This is a genomic window from Stenotrophomonas sp. VV52 (genome assembly GCF_002893095.1).
Classification (GTDB): Bacteria; Pseudomonadota; Gammaproteobacteria; order Xanthomonadales; family Xanthomonadaceae; genus Stenotrophomonas; species Stenotrophomonas aracearum.
This window is the reverse complement of sequence record NZ_PKQQ01000001.1, coordinates 38,108-56,071: the sequence shown is the minus strand read 5'-3', so window position 1 is coordinate 56,071 and position 17,964 is coordinate 38,108. Positions and strand designations below refer to the sequence as shown.

General features: G+C 69.2%; 18 protein-coding genes. 7 read left to right on the top strand and 11 right to left on the bottom strand.

What is annotated here, in order from left to right; genetic code table 11:
• Nucleotides 1-22 precede the first annotated feature (22 nt).
• Genes C2U58_RS02730 through C2U58_RS02710 form a run of 5 tightly spaced genes read right to left on the bottom strand, consistent with a single transcriptional unit; the run spans nucleotide 23 to nucleotide 5,955 of the window.
• Nucleotides 23-418 (bottom strand): hypothetical protein, encoded by a 396-nt coding sequence (locus C2U58_RS02730; RefSeq protein WP_102944439.1) that lies wholly within the window; start codon nucleotides 416-418, stop codon nucleotides 23-25.
• Nucleotides 415-2,481, bottom strand: coding sequence for an EscV/YscV/HrcV family type III secretion system export apparatus protein (locus tag C2U58_RS02725; RefSeq protein ID WP_102944438.1), 2,067 nt, complete (start codon nucleotides 2,479-2,481; stop codon nucleotides 415-417). Before C2U58_RS02725 ends, C2U58_RS02730 begins: the two co-directional genes overlap by 4 nt.
• Nucleotides 2,478-3,605, bottom strand: coding sequence for a type III secretion system gatekeeper subunit SctW (gene sctW / locus C2U58_RS02720; protein WP_102944437.1), 1,128 nt, complete (start codon nucleotides 3,603-3,605; stop codon nucleotides 2,478-2,480). The genes C2U58_RS02725 and sctW overlap by 4 nt, the downstream gene beginning before the upstream one ends.
• Nucleotides 3,586-5,274, bottom strand: coding sequence for a type III secretion system outer membrane ring subunit SctC (sctC, locus tag C2U58_RS02715; RefSeq protein WP_102944436.1), 1,689 nt, complete (start codon nucleotides 5,272-5,274; stop codon nucleotides 3,586-3,588). Before sctC ends, sctW begins: the two co-directional genes overlap by 20 nt.
• Before the next feature lie 3 nt (nucleotides 5,275-5,277).
• A complete protein-coding gene (locus C2U58_RS02710; RefSeq protein WP_102944435.1) occupies nucleotides 5,278-5,955 on the bottom strand; it encodes a helix-turn-helix domain-containing protein in 678 nt (225 codons plus the stop codon).
• 146 nt (nucleotides 5,956-6,101) lie between these two features.
• Here C2U58_RS02710 and C2U58_RS02705 point away from each other — a divergent pair, with 146 nt between their 5' ends.
• The 5 genes from C2U58_RS02705 to rnfB all read left to right on the top strand — a co-directional run bounded on the left by C2U58_RS02705 (nucleotide 6,102) and on the right by rnfB (nucleotide 10,264).
• The gene (locus C2U58_RS02705; protein ID WP_102944434.1) at nucleotides 6,102-6,494 is read left to right on the top strand and encodes a VOC family protein; all 393 of its coding nucleotides are present in this window, start codon (nucleotides 6,102-6,104) and stop codon (nucleotides 6,492-6,494) included.
• A 110-nt stretch (nucleotides 6,495-6,604) separates the two neighbouring features.
• On the top strand, nucleotides 6,605-7,048 hold the full coding sequence (locus tag C2U58_RS02700; RefSeq protein ID WP_102944433.1) for a DUF2147 domain-containing protein: 444 nt from the start codon (nucleotides 6,605-6,607) through the stop codon (nucleotides 7,046-7,048).
• Nucleotides 7,049-7,162: 114 nt separating this feature from the next.
• Nucleotides 7,163-9,244, top strand: a complete 2,082-nt coding sequence (metG, locus tag C2U58_RS02695; protein WP_102944432.1) for a methionine--tRNA ligase — start codon at nucleotides 7,163-7,165, stop codon at nucleotides 9,242-9,244.
• 4 nt (nucleotides 9,245-9,248) lie between these two features.
• A complete protein-coding gene (locus C2U58_RS02690) occupies nucleotides 9,249-9,839 on the top strand; it encodes an HAD family hydrolase (protein ID WP_102944431.1) in 591 nt (196 codons plus the stop codon).
• A complete protein-coding gene (gene rnfB / locus C2U58_RS02685; protein ID WP_102944430.1) occupies nucleotides 9,836-10,264 on the top strand; it encodes an Rnf electron transport complex subunit RnfB in 429 nt (142 codons plus the stop codon). Before C2U58_RS02690 ends, rnfB begins: the two co-directional genes overlap by 4 nt.
• On the opposite strand, the gene C2U58_RS02680 is transcribed toward rnfB, so the two are convergent.
• The gene (locus C2U58_RS02680; protein ID WP_102944429.1) at nucleotides 10,245-10,592 is read right to left on the bottom strand and encodes a RidA family protein; all 348 of its coding nucleotides are present in this window, start codon (nucleotides 10,590-10,592) and stop codon (nucleotides 10,245-10,247) included. The two genes, rnfB and C2U58_RS02680, sit on opposite strands and share 20 nt — an antisense overlap.
• A 140-nt stretch (nucleotides 10,593-10,732) precedes the next feature.
• Between C2U58_RS02680 and mprF the strand changes: the two genes are divergently transcribed.
• The gene (mprF, locus tag C2U58_RS02675; RefSeq protein WP_102944991.1) at nucleotides 10,733-13,291 is read left to right on the top strand and encodes a bifunctional lysylphosphatidylglycerol flippase/synthetase MprF; all 2,559 of its coding nucleotides are present in this window, start codon (nucleotides 10,733-10,735) and stop codon (nucleotides 13,289-13,291) included.
• Nucleotides 13,292-13,321: 30 nt separating this feature from the next.
• Here mprF and C2U58_RS02670 read toward each other — a convergent pair whose 3' ends face one another.
• The 4 genes from C2U58_RS02670 to C2U58_RS02655 all read right to left on the bottom strand — a co-directional run bounded on the left by C2U58_RS02670 (nucleotide 13,322) and on the right by C2U58_RS02655 (nucleotide 16,249).
• Nucleotides 13,322-14,704, bottom strand: coding sequence for an AcvB/VirJ family lysyl-phosphatidylglycerol hydrolase (locus C2U58_RS02670; protein ID WP_102944428.1), 1,383 nt, complete (start codon nucleotides 14,702-14,704; stop codon nucleotides 13,322-13,324).
• 77 nt (nucleotides 14,705-14,781) lie between these two features.
• Complete coding sequence (locus C2U58_RS02665; RefSeq protein ID WP_172448058.1) at nucleotides 14,782-15,435, bottom strand: DUF998 domain-containing protein; 654 nt, start codon at nucleotides 15,433-15,435, stop codon at nucleotides 14,782-14,784.
• Nucleotides 15,432-15,623, bottom strand: a complete 192-nt coding sequence (locus C2U58_RS02660) for an oxidoreductase-like domain-containing protein (protein WP_102944426.1) — start codon at nucleotides 15,621-15,623, stop codon at nucleotides 15,432-15,434. Before C2U58_RS02660 ends, C2U58_RS02665 begins: the two co-directional genes overlap by 4 nt.
• Nucleotides 15,624-15,646: 23 nt before the next feature.
• Nucleotides 15,647-16,249, bottom strand: coding sequence for a hypothetical protein (locus C2U58_RS02655; RefSeq protein WP_102944425.1), 603 nt, complete (start codon nucleotides 16,247-16,249; stop codon nucleotides 15,647-15,649).
• Between the two features lie 109 nt (nucleotides 16,250-16,358).
• On the opposite strand from C2U58_RS02655, the gene C2U58_RS02650 reads away from it, so the two are divergent.
• On the top strand, nucleotides 16,359-17,534 hold the full coding sequence (locus C2U58_RS02650; protein WP_253256628.1) for a tetratricopeptide repeat protein: 1,176 nt from the start codon (nucleotides 16,359-16,361) through the stop codon (nucleotides 17,532-17,534).
• Between the two features lie 3 nt (nucleotides 17,535-17,537).
• Here the strand turns inward: C2U58_RS02650 and C2U58_RS02645 are convergent, their stop codons facing one another.
• Nucleotides 17,538-17,873, bottom strand: coding sequence for a zinc ribbon domain-containing protein YjdM (locus tag C2U58_RS02645; protein ID WP_102944424.1), 336 nt, complete (start codon nucleotides 17,871-17,873; stop codon nucleotides 17,538-17,540).
• Nucleotides 17,874-17,964: the final 91 nt, after the last annotated feature.

Sequence of the window (17,964 nt, the reverse complement as noted above, 5' to 3'; positions counted from 1 at the left end):
CGCCAGCAGGGCACGGCCGTTGTCACCGCAGCAGCGCCTGCAGTTCGAGCACGCGGGCGTGGAAGCCTTCGATCGCCGAGGCCAGCAGGCTGGACTCTTGGCGGCAGTCGGGCTGCAGCGCGCCGCCTACCAGGCAGCCTTCGTCCAACTGGCGCAGCGCCAGGCAGCCGTTGGCGAAGTGGGCCGCCGGCGACGACAGCGCGGCCAGCAGTTCATCGGCGCGGTTGCTGAAACGGTCGGCCGGCGAGGTGTCCAGCCGACCCCACAGGTAGACCATGTCGTCGACCGGGTCGAGCAGCAGCTCGCCCACGTCGGCAAAGCCCATCACCACGGAGGAATGGGTGTCGAACTGGAAGCGCGACGGGTCGCAGCCCAGCTCCTGGAGGGCGGCGTTGAGGGTGTCCAGCAGGGAGGTCATATGCTTCTCATCACATCAAGGGTGACCGTGTCGGAGATCTCGGCAAACGAGAGCACCGGGGTCGCGGGAAGGCGGTTTTCAATGAAGCGTTTGACGAAGCGGCGGATGTCCGGCGCGACCATCAGCACCACGTCGGGACGGCGCGCGGTGATTTCGCCGACATGCAGCGCGAAGCGGTCCATCAGTTCGCCGGACTCGGCCGGCTCGAGGTTCAGGTAGGCCGCGCCCTGGCTCTGGCGGATGCCGGCGCGGATCTGGTCTTCGACCGGGCTGGACACCAGGATCGCGGGGATGCGTCCGTCGCGGGCGAAGCGCGCGGAGATGTAGCGCGCCAGCGCGCCACGCACGTGTTCGACCAGCAGGATCACGTCCTTCTCGCGCTGGCCCCACTGCGCGAGGGTTTCCAGCACGACCTTCATGTTGCGGATGGAGACGTCTTCGCGCAGCAGGCGCTGCAGCACTTCGGCCACGCGCTGGATCGGCATGTGCCGGTAGGTTTCCTTGACCAGCTCGGGGAAGCGCTTTTCCAGCGCGTCCAGCACATGCTTGGCTTCCTGGATGCCGAACAGCTCGCCGACGTTGCGCAGCACTGCGCCATGCACCAGCCGGCGCAGTTCTTCATAGTCGCTGGACACCTCGCAGCCCAGCGCGCGCACGTCCTGGTGGGCCTCGGCCAGCACCCAGCGCGCACTGCCGCCGTCGTGCGGCACCACCAGGCCCATGTCCAGCGCCTCCAGTTCGTCCTGTCGGCCCCAGACCCGTACATGCCCGCTTACCACGTGCGCGCTGGCCGCCGGGATCTCGTTGATCAGCACCTTTACTTCGTGGTCCTTCACCGGTTCATGGCTGCGCAGCACCAGCGGCGCCAGCTGCATGCCGGTGTTGAGGAACGCGTCGTGGCGCAGCTGCTCTTCCCACTGCCCGGCGACGCCCGCTTCATGCAGCGGCGGCGGCATCAGCAGGATCAGCGGCAGGGTTTCGCTGGTCAGGCGCGCGGCGGTTGCATCGCCCTGCCCGGCCGGCGCACCGGCAGCCCCGGCCCCAGTGCCTGCAGCGGCGTCGCGTTCCGCGGTCGCGCCACGGCGCAGGCGCCACACCAGCATCGCGGCCAGGCCGACCGCCAGGCCGGCGAACACCGGCAGCGGGAAGCCTGGCAGCAGGCCCAGCAGCAGCACCAGCACCGCACCGGTGCCGAGCACCAGGTTGCTGTTGAACAGTTCGCCCAGGATGTTGGCGCCGAGGTTGTTGCTCTCGCCGCTGACCCGGGTGACGATGAAGCCGGCGCTGATGCAGATCAGCAGCGCGGGGATCTGCGCGACCAGGCCGTCGCCGATGGTCAGCAGGGTGAAGGTGTTGAGGGCCTGCGAGAACGCCATGCCATGTTGCAGCATGCCGACGGCGATGCCGCCGAACAGGTTCACGAACACGATCACGATGCCGGCGATGGCGTCGCCCTTCACGAACTTCATGGCGCCGTCGTAGGAGCCATACAACTGGCTTTCACGCTCCACGTCGCGGCGGCGGCGCTGCGCTTCTTCGGAGGTGATGGCTTCGGCGCGCAGGTCGGCGTCGATGCTCATCTGCTTGCCGGGCATGCCGTCCAGCGAGAAGCGTGCCACCACTTCACCGATACGCTCCGAGCCCTTGGTGATGACGATGAACTGGACCAGGGTGATGATCGCGAAGATCACCGCACCGACCACCAGGTTGTCGCCGACCACGAAATCGCCGAAGGCGCTGATGACCTGGCCGGCATCGGCGTCGAGCAGGATCAGGCGGCTGGTGCTGACCGACAGTGCCAGCCGCATCAGCGTGGTGAACAGCAGCACCGAGGGGAACGTGGAGAAACTGAGGATGCGTTCGACATAGAACGAGCTCAGGAAGATCACGATCGCCACGGCCATGTTCAGGCCGATCAGGAGGTCGACCAGGAAGGTCGGCAGCGGGATGATCAGCATCGCCACGATCACCGCCATCAGCACCACCAGCGCCAGTTCCGGGCGCAGCACGCCACGCGCGCGGGCGGCAAAGCCCGTCGTGGACGGGTTGGTCACGCTGTTCATACGTTCACCCCTGCGACGTGGCTGGCCTGCCAGCGTTCGCGCTTCATGCTTTCCACCACCACGACCTCCAGAGACTGCACCGCGCGTTCGCGCGCCACGTCATCGCTCCACACCGCGTCGGGCAGGCCGCCCAGTGCGCGTCGCAATGCCTGCACCAGCCGGGCGCGCTCCGGCGCCGACAGCGCCACGCGCGCATCGGCCAGCGGGCCGGCAAACAGTCCGGCCCAGTCCTGCAGGCCGCGCACCACGTCCAGCAGGCCGCCGATCACCGCTTCGGCGGTGGTGGACAGCCGCGCCAGCAGGCGGTCGCGGGTGGCTTCCTGGACCAGCAGCTGGTCGGTGGAGCGCAGCACGGCCAGGTTGCGCACCTGGCGCAGCAGGCGGCCGAATTCCAGGTGCGAGGCACTGGGGTCGAGCGAATACATGTCCGCGCCCAGCGCCTGTTCCATGAAGTCGACCACCTGGGCGCGACGCTCGAAGCCGTACAGCGCGATCCAACCGGCGTATTCACCCACGCAGTCCTGGTGGTTGCCGATGAAGTCGCGGTAGCTCTGGCGCAACGCGCGTGCGGAGAACTGACTGCCGCGCGCGGCCAGGCGCGCCTTGACCGCGACATTCACGCCGCCGCGCAGGGCGGCACCCTGCCCCAGCGCCGCCTGTTCGGCCAGCAGCTGCTCCATCGCCTGCTGCAGCAGCTCGCGGACCTCCTCAAGTTCGTCATCGGCCAGCAGCGAACGCAGCACGGCCAGCATGTCGCTGGGATCCGGGAAGAACTGCTTGAGCAGGGCGAGCAGCTGAACCGGGCTGCGCATGCCGTCGAGCAGCGCGCGCAGGTTGCTGACCTTGCCGTACACCTCGTCGTCCAGCACATGGTCGATCCAGGCCTGCGACTCGCTGCTGCCGCTGGTCTGCTGGCCGTCGCGGCGGCGCTGCAGCGAGGCAACGAGCGCGCCGAGGTCATCCTGCATGGACAACGCCGTGCTGAGCATGCCCGGGCGCGACGGCTTGCCCGAGGCGGCCGTGATGTCGCGCGATGCGTCGTCGCGGTCGCCCTGCGCGGTGGCCTGGCGCGGCGTGATCGGCAGCGGTGCGGTCTGCGGTCGATTAATGGCCGGCAGTGCCATGCGCGCCCTCCACAGCGTTGAAGCCCGGGTGCAGTGCGCGGAACGTGTCGTGCACGGCTTCGCCCACGCCGGGGCCGTAGACCTCCGGCATGCGGTACGTGTCCACCGGGTCGCTGCCGTTGAGCAGGCGCGGCTGGATCAGGAACACGCGCACCAGGTTTTCGGCGGACTGGCTGTCCTGTCCGAACAGCTTGCCCACGCCGGGAATGCGGCGCAGCCCGGGAATACCGGCATGGCCGACGTCGGACTGGCTGCGGGTGTAGCCACCCACCAGCAGGCTCAGCTCCTGCGGCACACGCGCGACGGTGTCGATCACGGTGCGGTTGACCAGCGGCAGGGTGTCCACCAGGCGGCTGGTATCGGCAGCACCATCTTCGATCTTCAGCTGCATTTCCACTTCGTTGCTGCTGGAAATGCGCGGCCGCACGCTGATGAGCGTGCCGTAGGTCACCGGCTCCAGCGAGGTGGCGCGCTCGCCGACCAGCTGGGCGTAGAAGGTCTGGTTGCTGTCGAAGTAGGCCGGGATGTTTTCCTGGGTCAGCAGCACCGGGCGCGAGACGATGTGCGCGTCGCCCTTGCTGGCCATGGCCTGCACCGAGGCGAGGAAACGGGTGCCGTCCAGCGTGCTGACCGAACCGGACTGGTTGATGCCGATCTTGAGCCGGTTGCCGACGTTGATGCCGCCGCTCCAGGTGACGCCGAGGCGGTCGAGCTGGGTCTTGCGGATGTCGATGATCCACAGCGAGAGTTCAATCTGCTTGCGCGGCACGTCCAGTTCACCGACCAGGCGCTTGACCTGTTCGATCTGGGCCAGGGTGCCGCGCACGATCAGGCTGTTGGTTTCGGCGTAGGCCATGATCACCGCCGGCGACGGGCCGACCGGCACGCTGCCGACACGCTGCGTCTCCGCAGCCGGCGCGGGCGTGGCGGGCAGCAGTTCCTCGGTGATGCTGGCCGGGTCGACCGGCAGCGAAGGCTGCTTGACCACGGCACCGAAATCGCCGAGCTGCAGCACGCCGGCCAGCACGTCGGCCATGCCCGGCAGCGAGGTTTCGGCGGTGCGCAGGCCGAAGCGGCGGCCATTGACGAAGCTGTGCTCCAGCTTGAGCACTTCCACATGGTGCGGGCTGGCGTCGGCGCCTTCGTACAGGTCGTCGAGGTAGCGCGCTGCGTTGAGCACGATATCCACGTACACCGGCGGTCCGGCCACGTAGAACGTGCCGTCCGCGCCGCCCCCGCGCACCGGATAGCGCGCATCCGAGAGCCGCGCCTTGCGCAGGAAGTCGGCCAGGGTGGCCACCGAAGTCGAGCGCAGGCGGCCGACCGCGTTCTTCTGCTCGCTGGCGTCGTACACGTAGATCGAGGTGCTGTCGCTGTACCAGACCAGGCCGAGCTCGGCGGTGACCTTGGCCAGCGTGTCGAAAGGGCGGGCCAGGTCGAAGCTGCCGGACACCTTTTTCTTGTGGGCCTTCGGGCTGATCACCACGGCCTGGCGCGCGCGTGCGCCGATCGCATTGAGCAGGTGGTCGGCGCTGTCGGCGCGCGACACGAAGCCGGTGGCATGCGGCAGGTCGGCGCGGTCGGAGATCGCGGTGCCTTCCAACGGGGTCTGCGCCAGTGCAGGCGCGCTGACGAACAGCAACAACAGGAACAACGACAGGGAACGCATGGATCACTCGTTGGGCGTCGGAACGGCCCGGTAGACGGAAAGGGGGGAACAGCCGATCAGCGACTTCACGTCGGTGCAGAAATGCGACAGCGACGCGTAGCCGTGGTCGGCCGCGAGGTAGGTGAACGAGCGCGCGCGCCCGGGATAGGCGAGCAGCGCCCGCGCGGCGCGCTGGATGCGCAGCTCGCGCTTGAGCGGGCGGCCCAGCACCTGGCGGCAGCGCCGGTGGAACTGGGCCGAGGACAGGCCGTAACGCTCGGCCAACGCAGCGACCGTGCTTTCGCCGCCTTCCTCGAGCAGGAAGCGCATCAGCCCGTAGCTTTCGCTGCGGGCCAGGTGGCGAAGCAGGCAGGCGGCCGGGGTGTCTTCGTCCTGCCCGGCGCCGCGCGCCAACTGGCCGATCAACCACGCAGCCGCCACGTCCGGCACGTCCAGCGCGACCGGCACCGCCCAGCACAGCGGCGGCGGCTCGGCGACCGGGCGCTGCACGCCGGAGGCGTGGTCGTAGTGGGCCAGCGCGCGGGCCATGCCACTGCCCGCCAGCGCCACCGCCTGCAGCCCGGTGCCACGCGGCAAAGGCAGGCCGGCCAGCAATAGACGCTCACCGGCCGCGAGTTGCACACGCTGGCCACCGGCGCTGATCGGGACCGGCGCCTGCCCTGCATTGACGATGACGTACATCCGACCCCTCCCTTCAACAAGGGCTGCATGGTGAAGACGGGGTGGGGGCAAGGCTTTACAAGAAGTTAGAAAGCCGACGCGAGTTGGGGTATTTGTATCGGTCCCGCTCAGACAGTTGCGCGTTCGCGCCACCAGGAATCGATCCCATGACACCGCTGCTCGGCATCCACCACGTCGCCCTGATATGCGCCGATTACGACAGATCGCGCGATTTCTACGTGCGCATCCTCGGCCTGACGGTGAAGGCCGAGCACCATCGCGCCGCGCGCGACTCGTGGAAACTGGACCTGGCGCTGCCCGACGGCGGGCAGCTGGAGCTGTTCTCGTTCCCTGCGCCGCCGCCCCGGCCCAGCCGCCCGGAGGCGCAGGGCCTGCGCCACCTGGCGTTCCGGGTGAAGGCGCTGGAGCCGATGATCGAGCGCCTGGCCGCTGAGGGCGTGGCCTGCGAACCGATCCGCACCGATGAGTACACCGGCCAGCGTTTCACCTTCTTCGCCGACCCCGACGGGCTGCCACTGGAACTCTATGAAGTCAACTGAATAGGTTGTAGTCGACGAAAAACTTCCGTTCCGTACCAGAGCGAATGGGTATACAGTCCAGCTGTCCCGGCCGAGCGCCGGCATCCACGTACATCCCTGGGAGGGGAAACATGCGCAAGACGTTCAAGACCCTGCTGCTGGCGCTGCCGTTGGTGATGGCCGCACTGTCCGCTTCGGCCGCCGACAGCCCGGTGGGCCGCTGGAAGACCATCGACGACAAGACCGGCCAGGTGAAGTCGATCGTGGAGATCACCCAGGCCACCAACGGCACCCTCAGCGGCAAAGTGGTGGAAGTGCTGAAGTCGGACAAGGGCCCGAACCCGGTCTGCGACGACTGCAGCGGCGCCAACAAGGGCAAGCCGGTCAAGGGCATGACCATCCTGTGGAACCTCAAGCCGGACGGCGACCACAAGTGGGCCGGCGGCACCGTGCTGGACCCGGCCAACGGCAAGACCTACAAGTCCAAGGTGGAACTGCACCAGGGCGGCAAGAAGCTGGACATGTCCGGCTGCGTGGCCTTCATCTGCCGCGCCCAGACCTGGGTCCGCGAGTAAGCGCAAACCCCGCAGGATCAAGCACATGGGGCCGCAGCGGGTTGACCGCTGCGGCCCTTCGTCTTTGCGGGGAGCATGCGATAATCCCGCGTTCCCCCGGCACCCACGCAGACCATGACCCGCACCGCTCTCGTCACCACCGCCCTGCCCTACGCCAACGGCCCGCTGCACCTGGGCCACCTGGTCGGCTACATCCAGGCTGACATCTGGGTGCGCGCGCGGCGAATGAGCGGCGGCAAGACCTGGTTCGTGTGCGCCGACGACACCCACGGCACCCCGATCATGCTGGCCGCGGAAAAGGCCGGGGTGACCCCGGAGGCGTTCATCGCCAACATCCAGGCCAGCCACGAGCGCGATTTCGCCGCGTTCGGTGTCGCATTCGACCACTACGACTCGACCAATTCGGCCGGCAACAAGGCGCTGACCGAAGCGTTCTACCTCAAGCTCGAGGCGGAAGGCCACATCACGCGCCGTTCGGTGGCCCAGTTCTACGACCCGGCCAAGGGCATGTTCCTGCCCGACCGCTACATCAAGGGCATCTGCCCGAACTGCGGCACGCCCGACCAGTACGGCGACAACTGCGAAGTGTGCGGCGCCACCTATGCGCCGACCGAGCTGAAGGACCCGCGTTCGGTGATTTCCGGTGCGACCCCGGAAATCCGCGATTCGGAGCACTTCTTCTTTGAAGTGGGCCGCTTCGAGAGCTTCCTGCGCGAGTGGCTGGCCGGCGACGTGGCCCTGCCCGGCGTGAAGGCCAAGCTGGGCGAGTGGCTCAATGCCGAAGGCGGCCTGCGCGCGTGGGACATCTCGCGCGATGCGCCCTACTTCGGCTTCCAGATTCCCGGCCACCCGGGCAAGTACTTCTACGTGTGGCTGGACGCGCCGATCGGCTACCTGTCCAGCTTCCAGGCGCTGTGCGCGAAGACCGGCGAAGACTTCGACGCGCACCTGCGCGCCGGCACCGGCACCGAGCTGCACCACTTCATCGGCAAGGACATCGTGAACTTCCACGGCCTGTTCTGGCCGGCGGTGCTGCACGGCACCGGCCACCGCGCGCCGACCCGCCTGCACGTCAACGGTTACCTGACCGTGGACGGCGCCAAGATGTCCAAGTCGCGCGGCACTTTCGTGATGGCCCGCACCTTCCTGGACGCCGGACTGGAGCCGGAGGCGCTGCGCTACTACTTCGCGGCCAAGTCCTCCGGCGGCGTGGACGACCTGGACCTGAACCTGGGCGACTTCATCGCGCGGGTCAATGCCGACCTGGTCGGCAAGTTCGTCAACCTTGCCAGCCGCTGCGCCGGCTTCATCAGCAAGCGCTTCGACGGCCGCCTGGCCGACGCGCTGCCCGATGCCGCCCAGTACGACCGCTTCGTCGCGGCGCTGGCACCGGTGCGCGAAGCCTATGAGCGCAATGATCCGGCGGCCGCGCTGCGCCTGACCATGGCGCTGGCCGACGAAGCCAACCGCTACATCGACGAGCAGAAGCCGTGGGTGATCGCCAAGCAGGACGGCGCCGACGCACAGCTGCAGTCGGTCTGCACCCAGGGCCTGAACCTGTTCCGGGTGCTGGTCACCGCGCTCAAGCCGGTGCTGCCGGCCACCGCCACGCAGGCCGAGGCCTTCCTGGCCGCGCCGGTGCAGCGCTGGACCGATATCGCCTCGCCGCTGCTGGCCCACACCATCGCCGTGTACAGCCCGCTGTTCACCCGTATCGACCCGAAAATGATTGACGCCATGACCGACGCTTCCAAGGACACCCTCGCCGCCCCCGCGCCTGCCGCCCCGGTCAAGCCGGCCAAGCCGGCAGCGCCCGCCGCTGCACCGGCCGCCGCGCCCGCTGCCGCCGCTGCCGAAGGCCCGGCCTACATCGGCATCGACGACTTCGCCAAGCTCGACCTGCGCATCGGCAAGGTGCTGGCCTGCGAGTTCGTGGACGGCTCGGACAAGCTGCTGCGCTTCGAACTGGACGCCGGCGACCTCGGCACGCGCCAGATCTTCTCCGGCATCCGCGCCAGCTACGGCGAGCCGGAAAAGCTGGTCGGCCGCAGCGTGGTGTTCATCGCCAACCTGGCCCCGCGCAAGATGCGCTTCGGCCTGAGCGAAGGCATGATCCTGTCGGCCGGTTTCGACGGTGGCGCGCTGGCGCTGCTGGACGCCGACAGCAGCGCGCTGCCGGGCATGCCGGTCCGGTAACACCGTGGAACTGGCGCTGTTCGACTTCGACAACACCATTACCGACTGCGACACCTACGCGCGTTTCCTGCGCCGGGTGGCCACGCCGGAACAACTGGCGCATGCCTGGTGGAAGGTCGGACCGTGGCTGCTGGCGTATCGGCTGAAACTGATCTCGGCCGAGCGCATCCGCGCGCGCGTCACCTGGCTGGTGATGCGCGGCCGCCATGGCGACGACATCGCCGCCCAGGCCGCCGGCTTCGCGCGCGACGTGCTGCCGGGCGTGGTGCATCCGAAGATGCTCGAGCAGATCCGCTGGCACCAGCAGCAGCGCCACACCGTGGTGGTCGTGTCCGGCTCGCTGGACCTGTATCTGCGCCCCTGGTGCGAAAGCCTGGGCGTGGAGATGCTGTGCAACCGGCTGGAAGGCAGGGACGGGCGACTGACCGGCCGCTACGCCGACGGTGACGTGGGCCCGCGCAAGGCCGAGCGGATCCGCAGCCGCTACGACCTGTCGCGCTACCTGCGCATCCACGCCTACGGCGACAGCCGCGAAGACCGCCCGATGCTGGTCCTCGCGCATGAGCGCTGGTATCGCGGCAAGCTGCTGAAATGATCGCTCTTGTCGAACGCCTCGACCGGTTGCTGCCGCAGACCCAGTGCGGGCAATGCGGCTTCGACGGCTGTCGCCCGTATGCCGAGGCGATGGCGCGTGGCGCGGCGGGCGTGGACCATTGCCCGCCCGGTGGCGATGCCGGCGCGCGCGCGTTGGCGAAGGTGCTCGGCGTGCCGGCCCTGCCCTACGACCGCAGCCGCGGCCAGCACCTGCCCGCGCAGGTGGCGCGGGTGGTGGAGGCCGACTGCATCGGCTGCACCAAGTGCATCCAGGCGTGTCCGGTGGATGCGATCGTAGGCGGTGCCAAGTACATGCACACGGTGATTGCCGACCTGTGCACCGGCTGCGAGTTGTGCATTCCACCGTGTCCGGTGGATTGCATCGAGCTGGTACCCACGGATCACGTCAGGGCAGCGCAGCCGTAACCACGATTTCGACCTTCCAGTCCGCGTCGGCCAGCTTCGCTTCCACGGTGGCGCGGGCCGGGGTCATGCCGGGCACCACCCATTCGTCCCACGCGGCGTTCATGCCGGCGAATTCGGCCATGTCGGCCAGGAAAATCTCGGCCCGCAGCACGTGCTGCTTGTCGCTGGCCACCAGCGCCAGCAGCTTGTCGATCTCTTCCAGCACCTGGCGCGTCTGGCCGGTGATGTCCTGGCTGGTGTCTTCGGGGATCTGCCCGGAGAGGTAGGCGACCTTGTTGTGCACGGTCATCTCGGACATGCGCGGACCGACATCGTAGCGTTCGATCATGGCGTGGACTCCTCTGTGATGGTGCGGCCATTGTCGCCGATGCCGCCACACCGCGCACACGCACCCCGCTTGGCAACGGCGGGCCGGAAGCGCACGATTCCCCGGCAAGGCACGGTGTCGTGCCGGAACCCGCTGCCTCGATGACCGATTCCGTCACTGCCCCTTCGTCCCGCCTCGGCTGGCGCCGCGCGGCGACCATCCTCTTCAGCCTGGGGATCCTGGCACTGGCCCTGCGTGGCCTGGCCAATGAGTTCGACGATCACGGTTACCGTGCCATTCGCGACGCATTCCACCCGCTCGGCGCCGGCCAGATCGCGCTGGCGGTGGTGCTGGGGCTGGCCAGCTACGCCTGCCTGATCGGGTTCGATGCGATCGGCCTGCGCCGCAGCGGCAAACGCCTGCATCCGGCGCGCGTGGGCATCACCGCCTTCCTCGCGCACACGCTGGGACAGACCCTGGGCTTTGCCGCGCTCACCGGCGGCGCGGTGCGCCTGCGCGGCTACGGCGGTGCCGGGCTGGGCCTGGCCGAGATCGGCCAGGTGGTGCTGATGAGCACGCTGGGCTTCGTGTTTGGCGCGTGGCTGCTGCTGGCGCTCGCGTTCCTGCTCGAACCCGGCGCGGCGGCACTGGCGCTGCCGGTGTCCGCACAGGCGGTGCGCGTGCTCGGGGGCGTCGCGCTGCTGGCGTATGTGGGCACCGTGCTGCTGGTCGGCCGCGACGGACGCACCTTCCACATCCGCGGCCACGCGCTGTGGCTGCCGGACCGCCGCACCATGCTCGGGGTCACCGCGCTCAGCGTGGTGGAGCTGGTGCTGGCCAGCGCCGCGTTCTACGTGCTGTTGCCGATGGATACCCCGACCGGCCTGCCCGGCTTCGTCGGCCTGTACCTGGTGGCGGTGCTGGCCGGCCTGATCTCCAGCGTACCGGCCGGGTTGGGCGTGTTCGAGTGGAGCCTGCTCAAACTGCTGCCGCAGGTGGCACCGGCCGCCGTGCTGGCGGCCGCCCTGATCTATCGCGTCACCTACTACGTGCTGCCGCTGCTGCTGGCCACGCTGCTGGCGGTGGTGCCGGCGCTGCGTCGGCCGCTCAAGGTGGGCGCGGGTGCCACCCGCGCCGGCTGGACCGCGCTGCGTCCGTGGTTGCCGCAGATCATCGCGCTGGCGGTGTTCAGCGTGGGCGCGGCGCTGGTGATCGACGGCACCCTGCCGACGCCGCGCCGACACCTGCTGCACGCCTCGCTGCCGATCCTGGAAACCTCGCACCTGCTCGGCAGCCTGGCCGGCGTGGTGCTGCTGCTGATCGGCCAGGGCCTGCAGCGCCGCAGCCATGCGGCGTGGGTGCTGGCCTTGGCGATCTGCGTGATCGCGCCGCTGCCGATCTGGCTGCGCGGCGGCCAAGTGCTGATCGCGCTGGCCTCGGTGCTGGTGGCGATGGCGCTGTGGGCCTCGCGCCGCGAGTTCTACCGCCAGGGCGCGCTGCTGGACGAAGCGTGGTCGTGGCCGTGGATCCGCAACCTGGGGTTGGTGCTGGTGGCGGTGATCTGGCTGCTGTTCTTCGTGTACAGCCACGTGGAGTACCAGAACGAGCTGTGGTGGCAGTTCGCCGCACAGGGCAACGCGCCACGTGCGCTGCGCGCACTGCTGGTGGTGGCGATCGCACTGGCCATCTTCGGATTGGCGCGACTGCTGCACAGCACGCGCACACCGTTGCCGGCTGCTGACGGCGCCACCCTGGAGGCGCTTGCGCCGATCCTGCAGGAAGCGCAGGACACCCAGGCCTGCCTCGTGCTCACCGCCGACAAGGCGGTCCTGCGCGACGCGGCCGGGCACGGCTTCGTGATGATGCAGCGCTATGGCGGTTCGCTGATCGCAATGGGCGACCCGGTGGGACCGCCGGAGGTGGCCCGCGCATTGATCTGGCGCTTCCGCGAGGAAGCCGACCGGCTCGGCCTGCGCCCGGTGTTCTACCAGGTCGGTGAGGCTTACTGGCAGACGTACCTGGATCTCGGCCTGACCCTGGTCAAGCTGGGCGAGGAAGCGATGGTGCCGCTGCAGGACTTCGGGCTGGAGGGGCGTGAGCGCGCCGACCTGCGCCAGGCCTGGAACCGCGGCAAGCGCGGCGGACTCCGCTTCCGCGTGGTGCCGCCAGCCGAGGTACCGGCGTTGATTCCCGCACTGGCGGTGGTCTCGCAGCAATGGCTGGACGACAAGGCCGGCGACGAGAAGGGCTTCTCGCTGGGCAGTTTCGATCCGGCCTACCTGGCCCGTTTCCCGATCGCCGTAGTGGAAGCGGAAGGCCGCATCGTGGCCTTCGCCAACCTGTGGCAGGCACCGGCCGGCCATGAGCTGTCGGTGGACCTGATGCGGCACGTGGACGACGCGCCCAAGGGCACGATGGATTTCCTGTTCATCGAGCTGTTCCTGTGGGGCCGCGAGAACGGCTTCCACCGTTTCTCGCTGGGCATGGCGCCGCTCTCGGGCCTGGCCCAGCACCGGCTGGCCGGGCGGTGGAACCGCTTCGCCAATGTCGTAGCCCGCCACGGCGAACGCTTCTACGGCTTCAGCGGCCTGCGCCGCTTCAAGTCCAAGTTCGCCCCGCAGTGGCGCGCCCGCTACCTGGCCGCACCCGGCGGCATGCACCTGCCGGCGGCATTGCTGGATGCCACGCGCCTGATCTCACTCTCCCCGCGCAAAGGGTAGAGCCGGGCCCTGCCCGGCTGCCCTGCCCGGCTAGCGCGGCGAACCTGCTCCCGTAGCGCCGGGCTCTGCCCGGCCAAGATGCTCAAGCAGCGTCTTCGCCAAACGGTCATAGTCGCCCTTGAAATGATGATCGCCGGGCAGCGCGATCACGGTGGCCTGCCCCTTGGGCAGCTCCGGGCACAGGGCGTCCCCGTCATTCTCGCCATACAGGCACAGCGTGCGGCCGGCCGGAAGCTTCGCGATTTCAGGCGCGATCGGCAGTCCACCGCCGCCACCGCCCAGCCAGTTGCTGACATGGAATTCGTAGTCGGCCTTGCGGCCCACCGACATCAACCCGATCAGCGCCACCGCGTCGCGCGTGGCCGGATCCAGCTGGTTGATCGCCGCCGGCAGCACATCGGCGCCCTGCGAGAAGCCGACCAGCAGCAGGCGCTTGCGCTGCCACTGCCGGCCGTAATGCTGCGCGATGCGCTCCAGGTCGCGGGCAAAGCCTTCGGGGGTGCGCGCGGTCCAGAAGTAGCGCAGCGAGTCCACGCCGACTACCGGGATGCCGCCCTCGCTCAGCGCGGCCGCCACGTCCTTGTCCAGGCCGGCCCAGCCGCCATCGCCGGAGACGAAGATGGCCAGCGTGTCGCCCGGGGTGCGCGACGGCACTTCCACCACCGGCAACCCCTTCAGGTCGTCCGGCGGTGGCGCCAGGCTGATGCCTTTCTGCGCGCCGATCACCTGCACGGCGGCCTGCAGGCCCGGCAGGTCGGAGCCACTGGCGGTGCGCTGGAACTGACGCCCCATGTCCACGCGGCGCACGAACGCGGCGGCATCGCCGGCCGCGCAGTGGTGGTCGCCCGCGGCGTTCAACCACGGGAAACTCAATTCGGCCGGCTGCAGGCGGCCGTGGCTGACACCGGCACCACACACCGCCCGCTCGCGCGCCTGGTCCGGGCAGAAGCCGGTGGTGACCAGGCCGGCGAAGATCTGGGTATCGGCCTGCGCGGCCACTGCATAGGCCAGCTCGGCGCCGCTGCCGTCGCCACCGATCAGCGGCAGATGGTACCCAGGCACATGCAGGTAGGCCTGCACCCAGCGCGAGAAGTTTTCCACGTCGCCCGCACCGAACGCGCAGCTGCCGCCTTCCGCCGCCAGTGCCTTGCGCAGGCGGACTACATCCACCTGCGCGACCAGCGCGCCCTGCGCACGCAGCGCTTCCAGGCGCTGCTGCGAACGTGCGGCGTCATGGCCGCCATCGAACCAGATCACCACGCGCTGCGGGTGGCCGTCCGGGGCATGGATCAGGATGTCCTGGAAGCGTCCGTGACTGACCTGCTGCGGTGCCGCCGAGGCCGGCAGCGCGCCCAACAACGAGGCCATGCCCATCACCACGCCCACTGCCCTGCCCACACTGGCTCGCCGCATCGTCACGCATCCTGGAAAAGTGGCCCCACGATACGCCTGTCCCCTGCGTAGGGCATGTACACAGACTGGCTGCTGTATCAGTCCCTGCAGGCCGCAGCCACTGCGGTGCGTCGCGCCTGGCGCCACGACTGCAGCGCCGCCACGACCAGCCACAGCACCACGGCGGCGATCACCAGCTTCTGTCCGGCACCGCGCGGCGGTCCGCGCCACAGCACGTGCAGCCACAGCAGCGCGAAGCACAACCAGGCCCACCACCAGGCCGGGCCGGCCCAGCGACGCCACTGCGGATCGGCACGCAGGTACCAGCTCTGCAGCAGCATGGCCACGCTCACGCACAGGAACGCGGTGTTGGCGGCAAGGCCATGCACCAGCGGCGCCAGCAGCGGCGCCTGCTCCGGCAGCCAGCTGTCGCCGATCGCCACGCCCATCAGGCCCAGTCCGGCCACGCAGAACAGCAGCGGTGCGGCCGCACTGCGCCGGGGCGAGCGGCTGGCCGCGTAGAGCGACCAGGCCAGCAGCATGATCGCCACCGCCAGCACGCAGTAGGCAGTGCGCAGCGCCAGGCCCCACGGCCCGTGCAGGTACAGGCTCAGGGTGGCCTGCACCCAGTCCAGGTCCTGGCGCGCCCATTGCGTCCACAGCGCGATGAGCACGAACCCGGCCAGCGCCAGCAGCGCGAGTTGCGCAACATGGGCATGCAGGGGCAGGCGTAAGCGCGGCGCGTCACTCACGACTCGGCCTCGGGGTGGCGCAGCCGCCACGCGGCCAGTGCGATGCGGTAGCGCTGCAGTTCGTCGCTGTAGAGGTCGAGCACGCACAGCGGGCAACCGCTGCCGCAGCATTCGTTGGGGCCGGGCTCTTCCGGTGCGATCGGGCGCGGATCCGGGTCGGCGGCGGAGGTAGGCAGGGGCACGGGCATGCGCCCAGTGTAAGCGACCCGCTTCAGCGCCCGAGCCGACGGCGCAGATTGGCGCGCGCGGCCGCGTCCAGCCGCTGGTGGAAGAAGTCGCTCAGGAAGATCCGCGGGCTGCGCAGCAGGTGGCTGAGGAAGCGCCGCCGATTGAGCCGGAACAGGAAGCCGGGGACATGCCCGGCATATTCCTCGGCGATGCCCCGGTCGTACGCGTCGAACACTTCGGCCGGGGCGCCCAGGATCGCCATGTCGCAGTCCAGGAACAACGCCGCTTCCGCGTCCACGTCGCTGGCGCCGAGCGTGCCGTGCCGGGCGGTCAGCAGGATCAGCTGCTCCACCCGCGGCCCGTCCACGCCCGCGCCGGGCAGCCAGCGTTCGATCTGCGCCAGCGCCAGCGCTGCCGAACGCGCCTCATTGTCCTTGCGCCCGGCATCGTAGATGGCGTCGTGATAGAGCGCGGCCAGCTGCACTTCGCGGGGATGCTGCCAACCGGGCCCGTTGGCGACGGCCTGGCAGTGCTCGAGCACGGCGCGCACATGCGCATACCCGTGATACGCCCGGGGCGGTGCCGCGTAGGCGGCTTCCAGGTCGGCCTGCATGGCCGCCGGCAGGGAGAGCGGTGCGAAGGTCATGGCCGCATCATTGGCCGGGCCCGGGGCCGATGGCAAGCACGACCATGGGCGCAGCAGCCCGACAAGCGGCGTGCGGAGCGCCGCGACCGGGCCTAGACTGAATCCACGAATGCTCCGTCGCCGCTGCGAGGTGACCGCGATGAACGGCTGGAAATCGCTTGCCCTGCTGGCCCTGCTGGGATCGGCCGCCTGCCCTGCGCCTGCGGCGCCGCCGCCCGCCGCCGTGCCCACCGCCTCGCCCGAGACAGCGGTGCAGCCGGTCCCCTCCCCCGAGCAGATCGTGGCCATTCCGCCCGCATTGCGGGCGCTGCTCCAGCAACGCGTCATCGCTGCGGGCACCTCGCGCGAACAGCGGCTGGAGCGCCTGGTTCACCTGATCTTCGATGAAGACGGCATGCACCTGGAGTACGACCCCTACGCCACCAGCACCATTGCCGAAACCTGGCAGACCGGGCGCGCCAACTGCCTGTCGCTCACCCTGATGTTCGTGACCCTGGCGCGCGCCGCCGGGATCGACGCACGCGTGCAGGAGGTGGCGCAGGTGGTCACCTGGCACCAGGACGAAGGCGTGATCTACAACGTCGGCCACGTCAATGTCGGGCTGACCGTCAACGGGCACACCGCCGTGGTCGACCTCGACCGCAACGTGCTGTACGACCGCTACGGACCGCGCCCGATCACCGAACAGCGTGCGCTGGCCCACTTCTACAACAATCGCGGGGCCGCGCAGATGGCCGACGGCAACACCGCGCAGGCGCGTGCGTACCTGGATGCCGCGATCGCGATGTCGGCCGACTTCCCCGCCGGCTGGAACAACCTGGGCGTCCTCGATACCCGCCTGGGCCGGCTGGACCAGGCACGCCAGGACTACGAAAAGGCGCTTGAGCTGCAACCCCGGCACGTGGCCGCGCTGACCAATGCCAGCGCGCTGTACCGGAAGCTGGGCGACACGCGCCGCGCCGACCGCCTGGCCGTGCGCCTGCAGCAGGTACAGAAAACCGACCCGTTCGCGCAGTTCCGGCTGGGCAACGAGGCCGAACAGCGCCATGACTATGCCAACGCCATCGACCACTACCAGCGCGCGATCCGCCTGTACGGCACGGCGCACCAGTTCCACTTCGGGCTGGCGCGCGCCTTGTTCCTGGCCGGCGACAGCCGCCGCGCGTCGCGCGAAATGACCCGCGCCCGCGACCTCTCCGGCGAGAACGCCGACACGCTGCGCGCAACCTACCAGGCCAAGCTGGACAGCCTCCAGCGATGGCGGCAGCGCACCGCCGCCAATTGAAGGTCAGGCCTTTTTCAGGAAGCAGGTCTTCAGGACCAACCCCTTGATCTTGTCCGAGTTGCCTTCGATGTGCTCGGCGTCGTCCTCGACCAGGCGGATGTTGCGGATCACGGTGCCCTGCTTCAGGGGGATCGACGAGCCCTTGACCTTGAGGTCCTTGATCACCGTCACTGTGTCGCCAGCTTCCAGCACGTTGCCATTGCTGTCGCGCACCACCAGCACCTGGGTGCCCGCGTCTCCGGCCGCCCACTCGAAGCCGCAGTCGGCGCAGATCCACAGCGCGCCGTCGGCGTAGGTGTTTTCCAGGGTGCATTGCGGGCAGGCGGGTACGGCGGACATGATGAAGCCTTCAGGAACGGAACAGCCGCCATTGTAACCGCCCGGCCCGGACGGGCCTTGCACCGGCGGTCCGCTTGCCGCACAGTGCGCG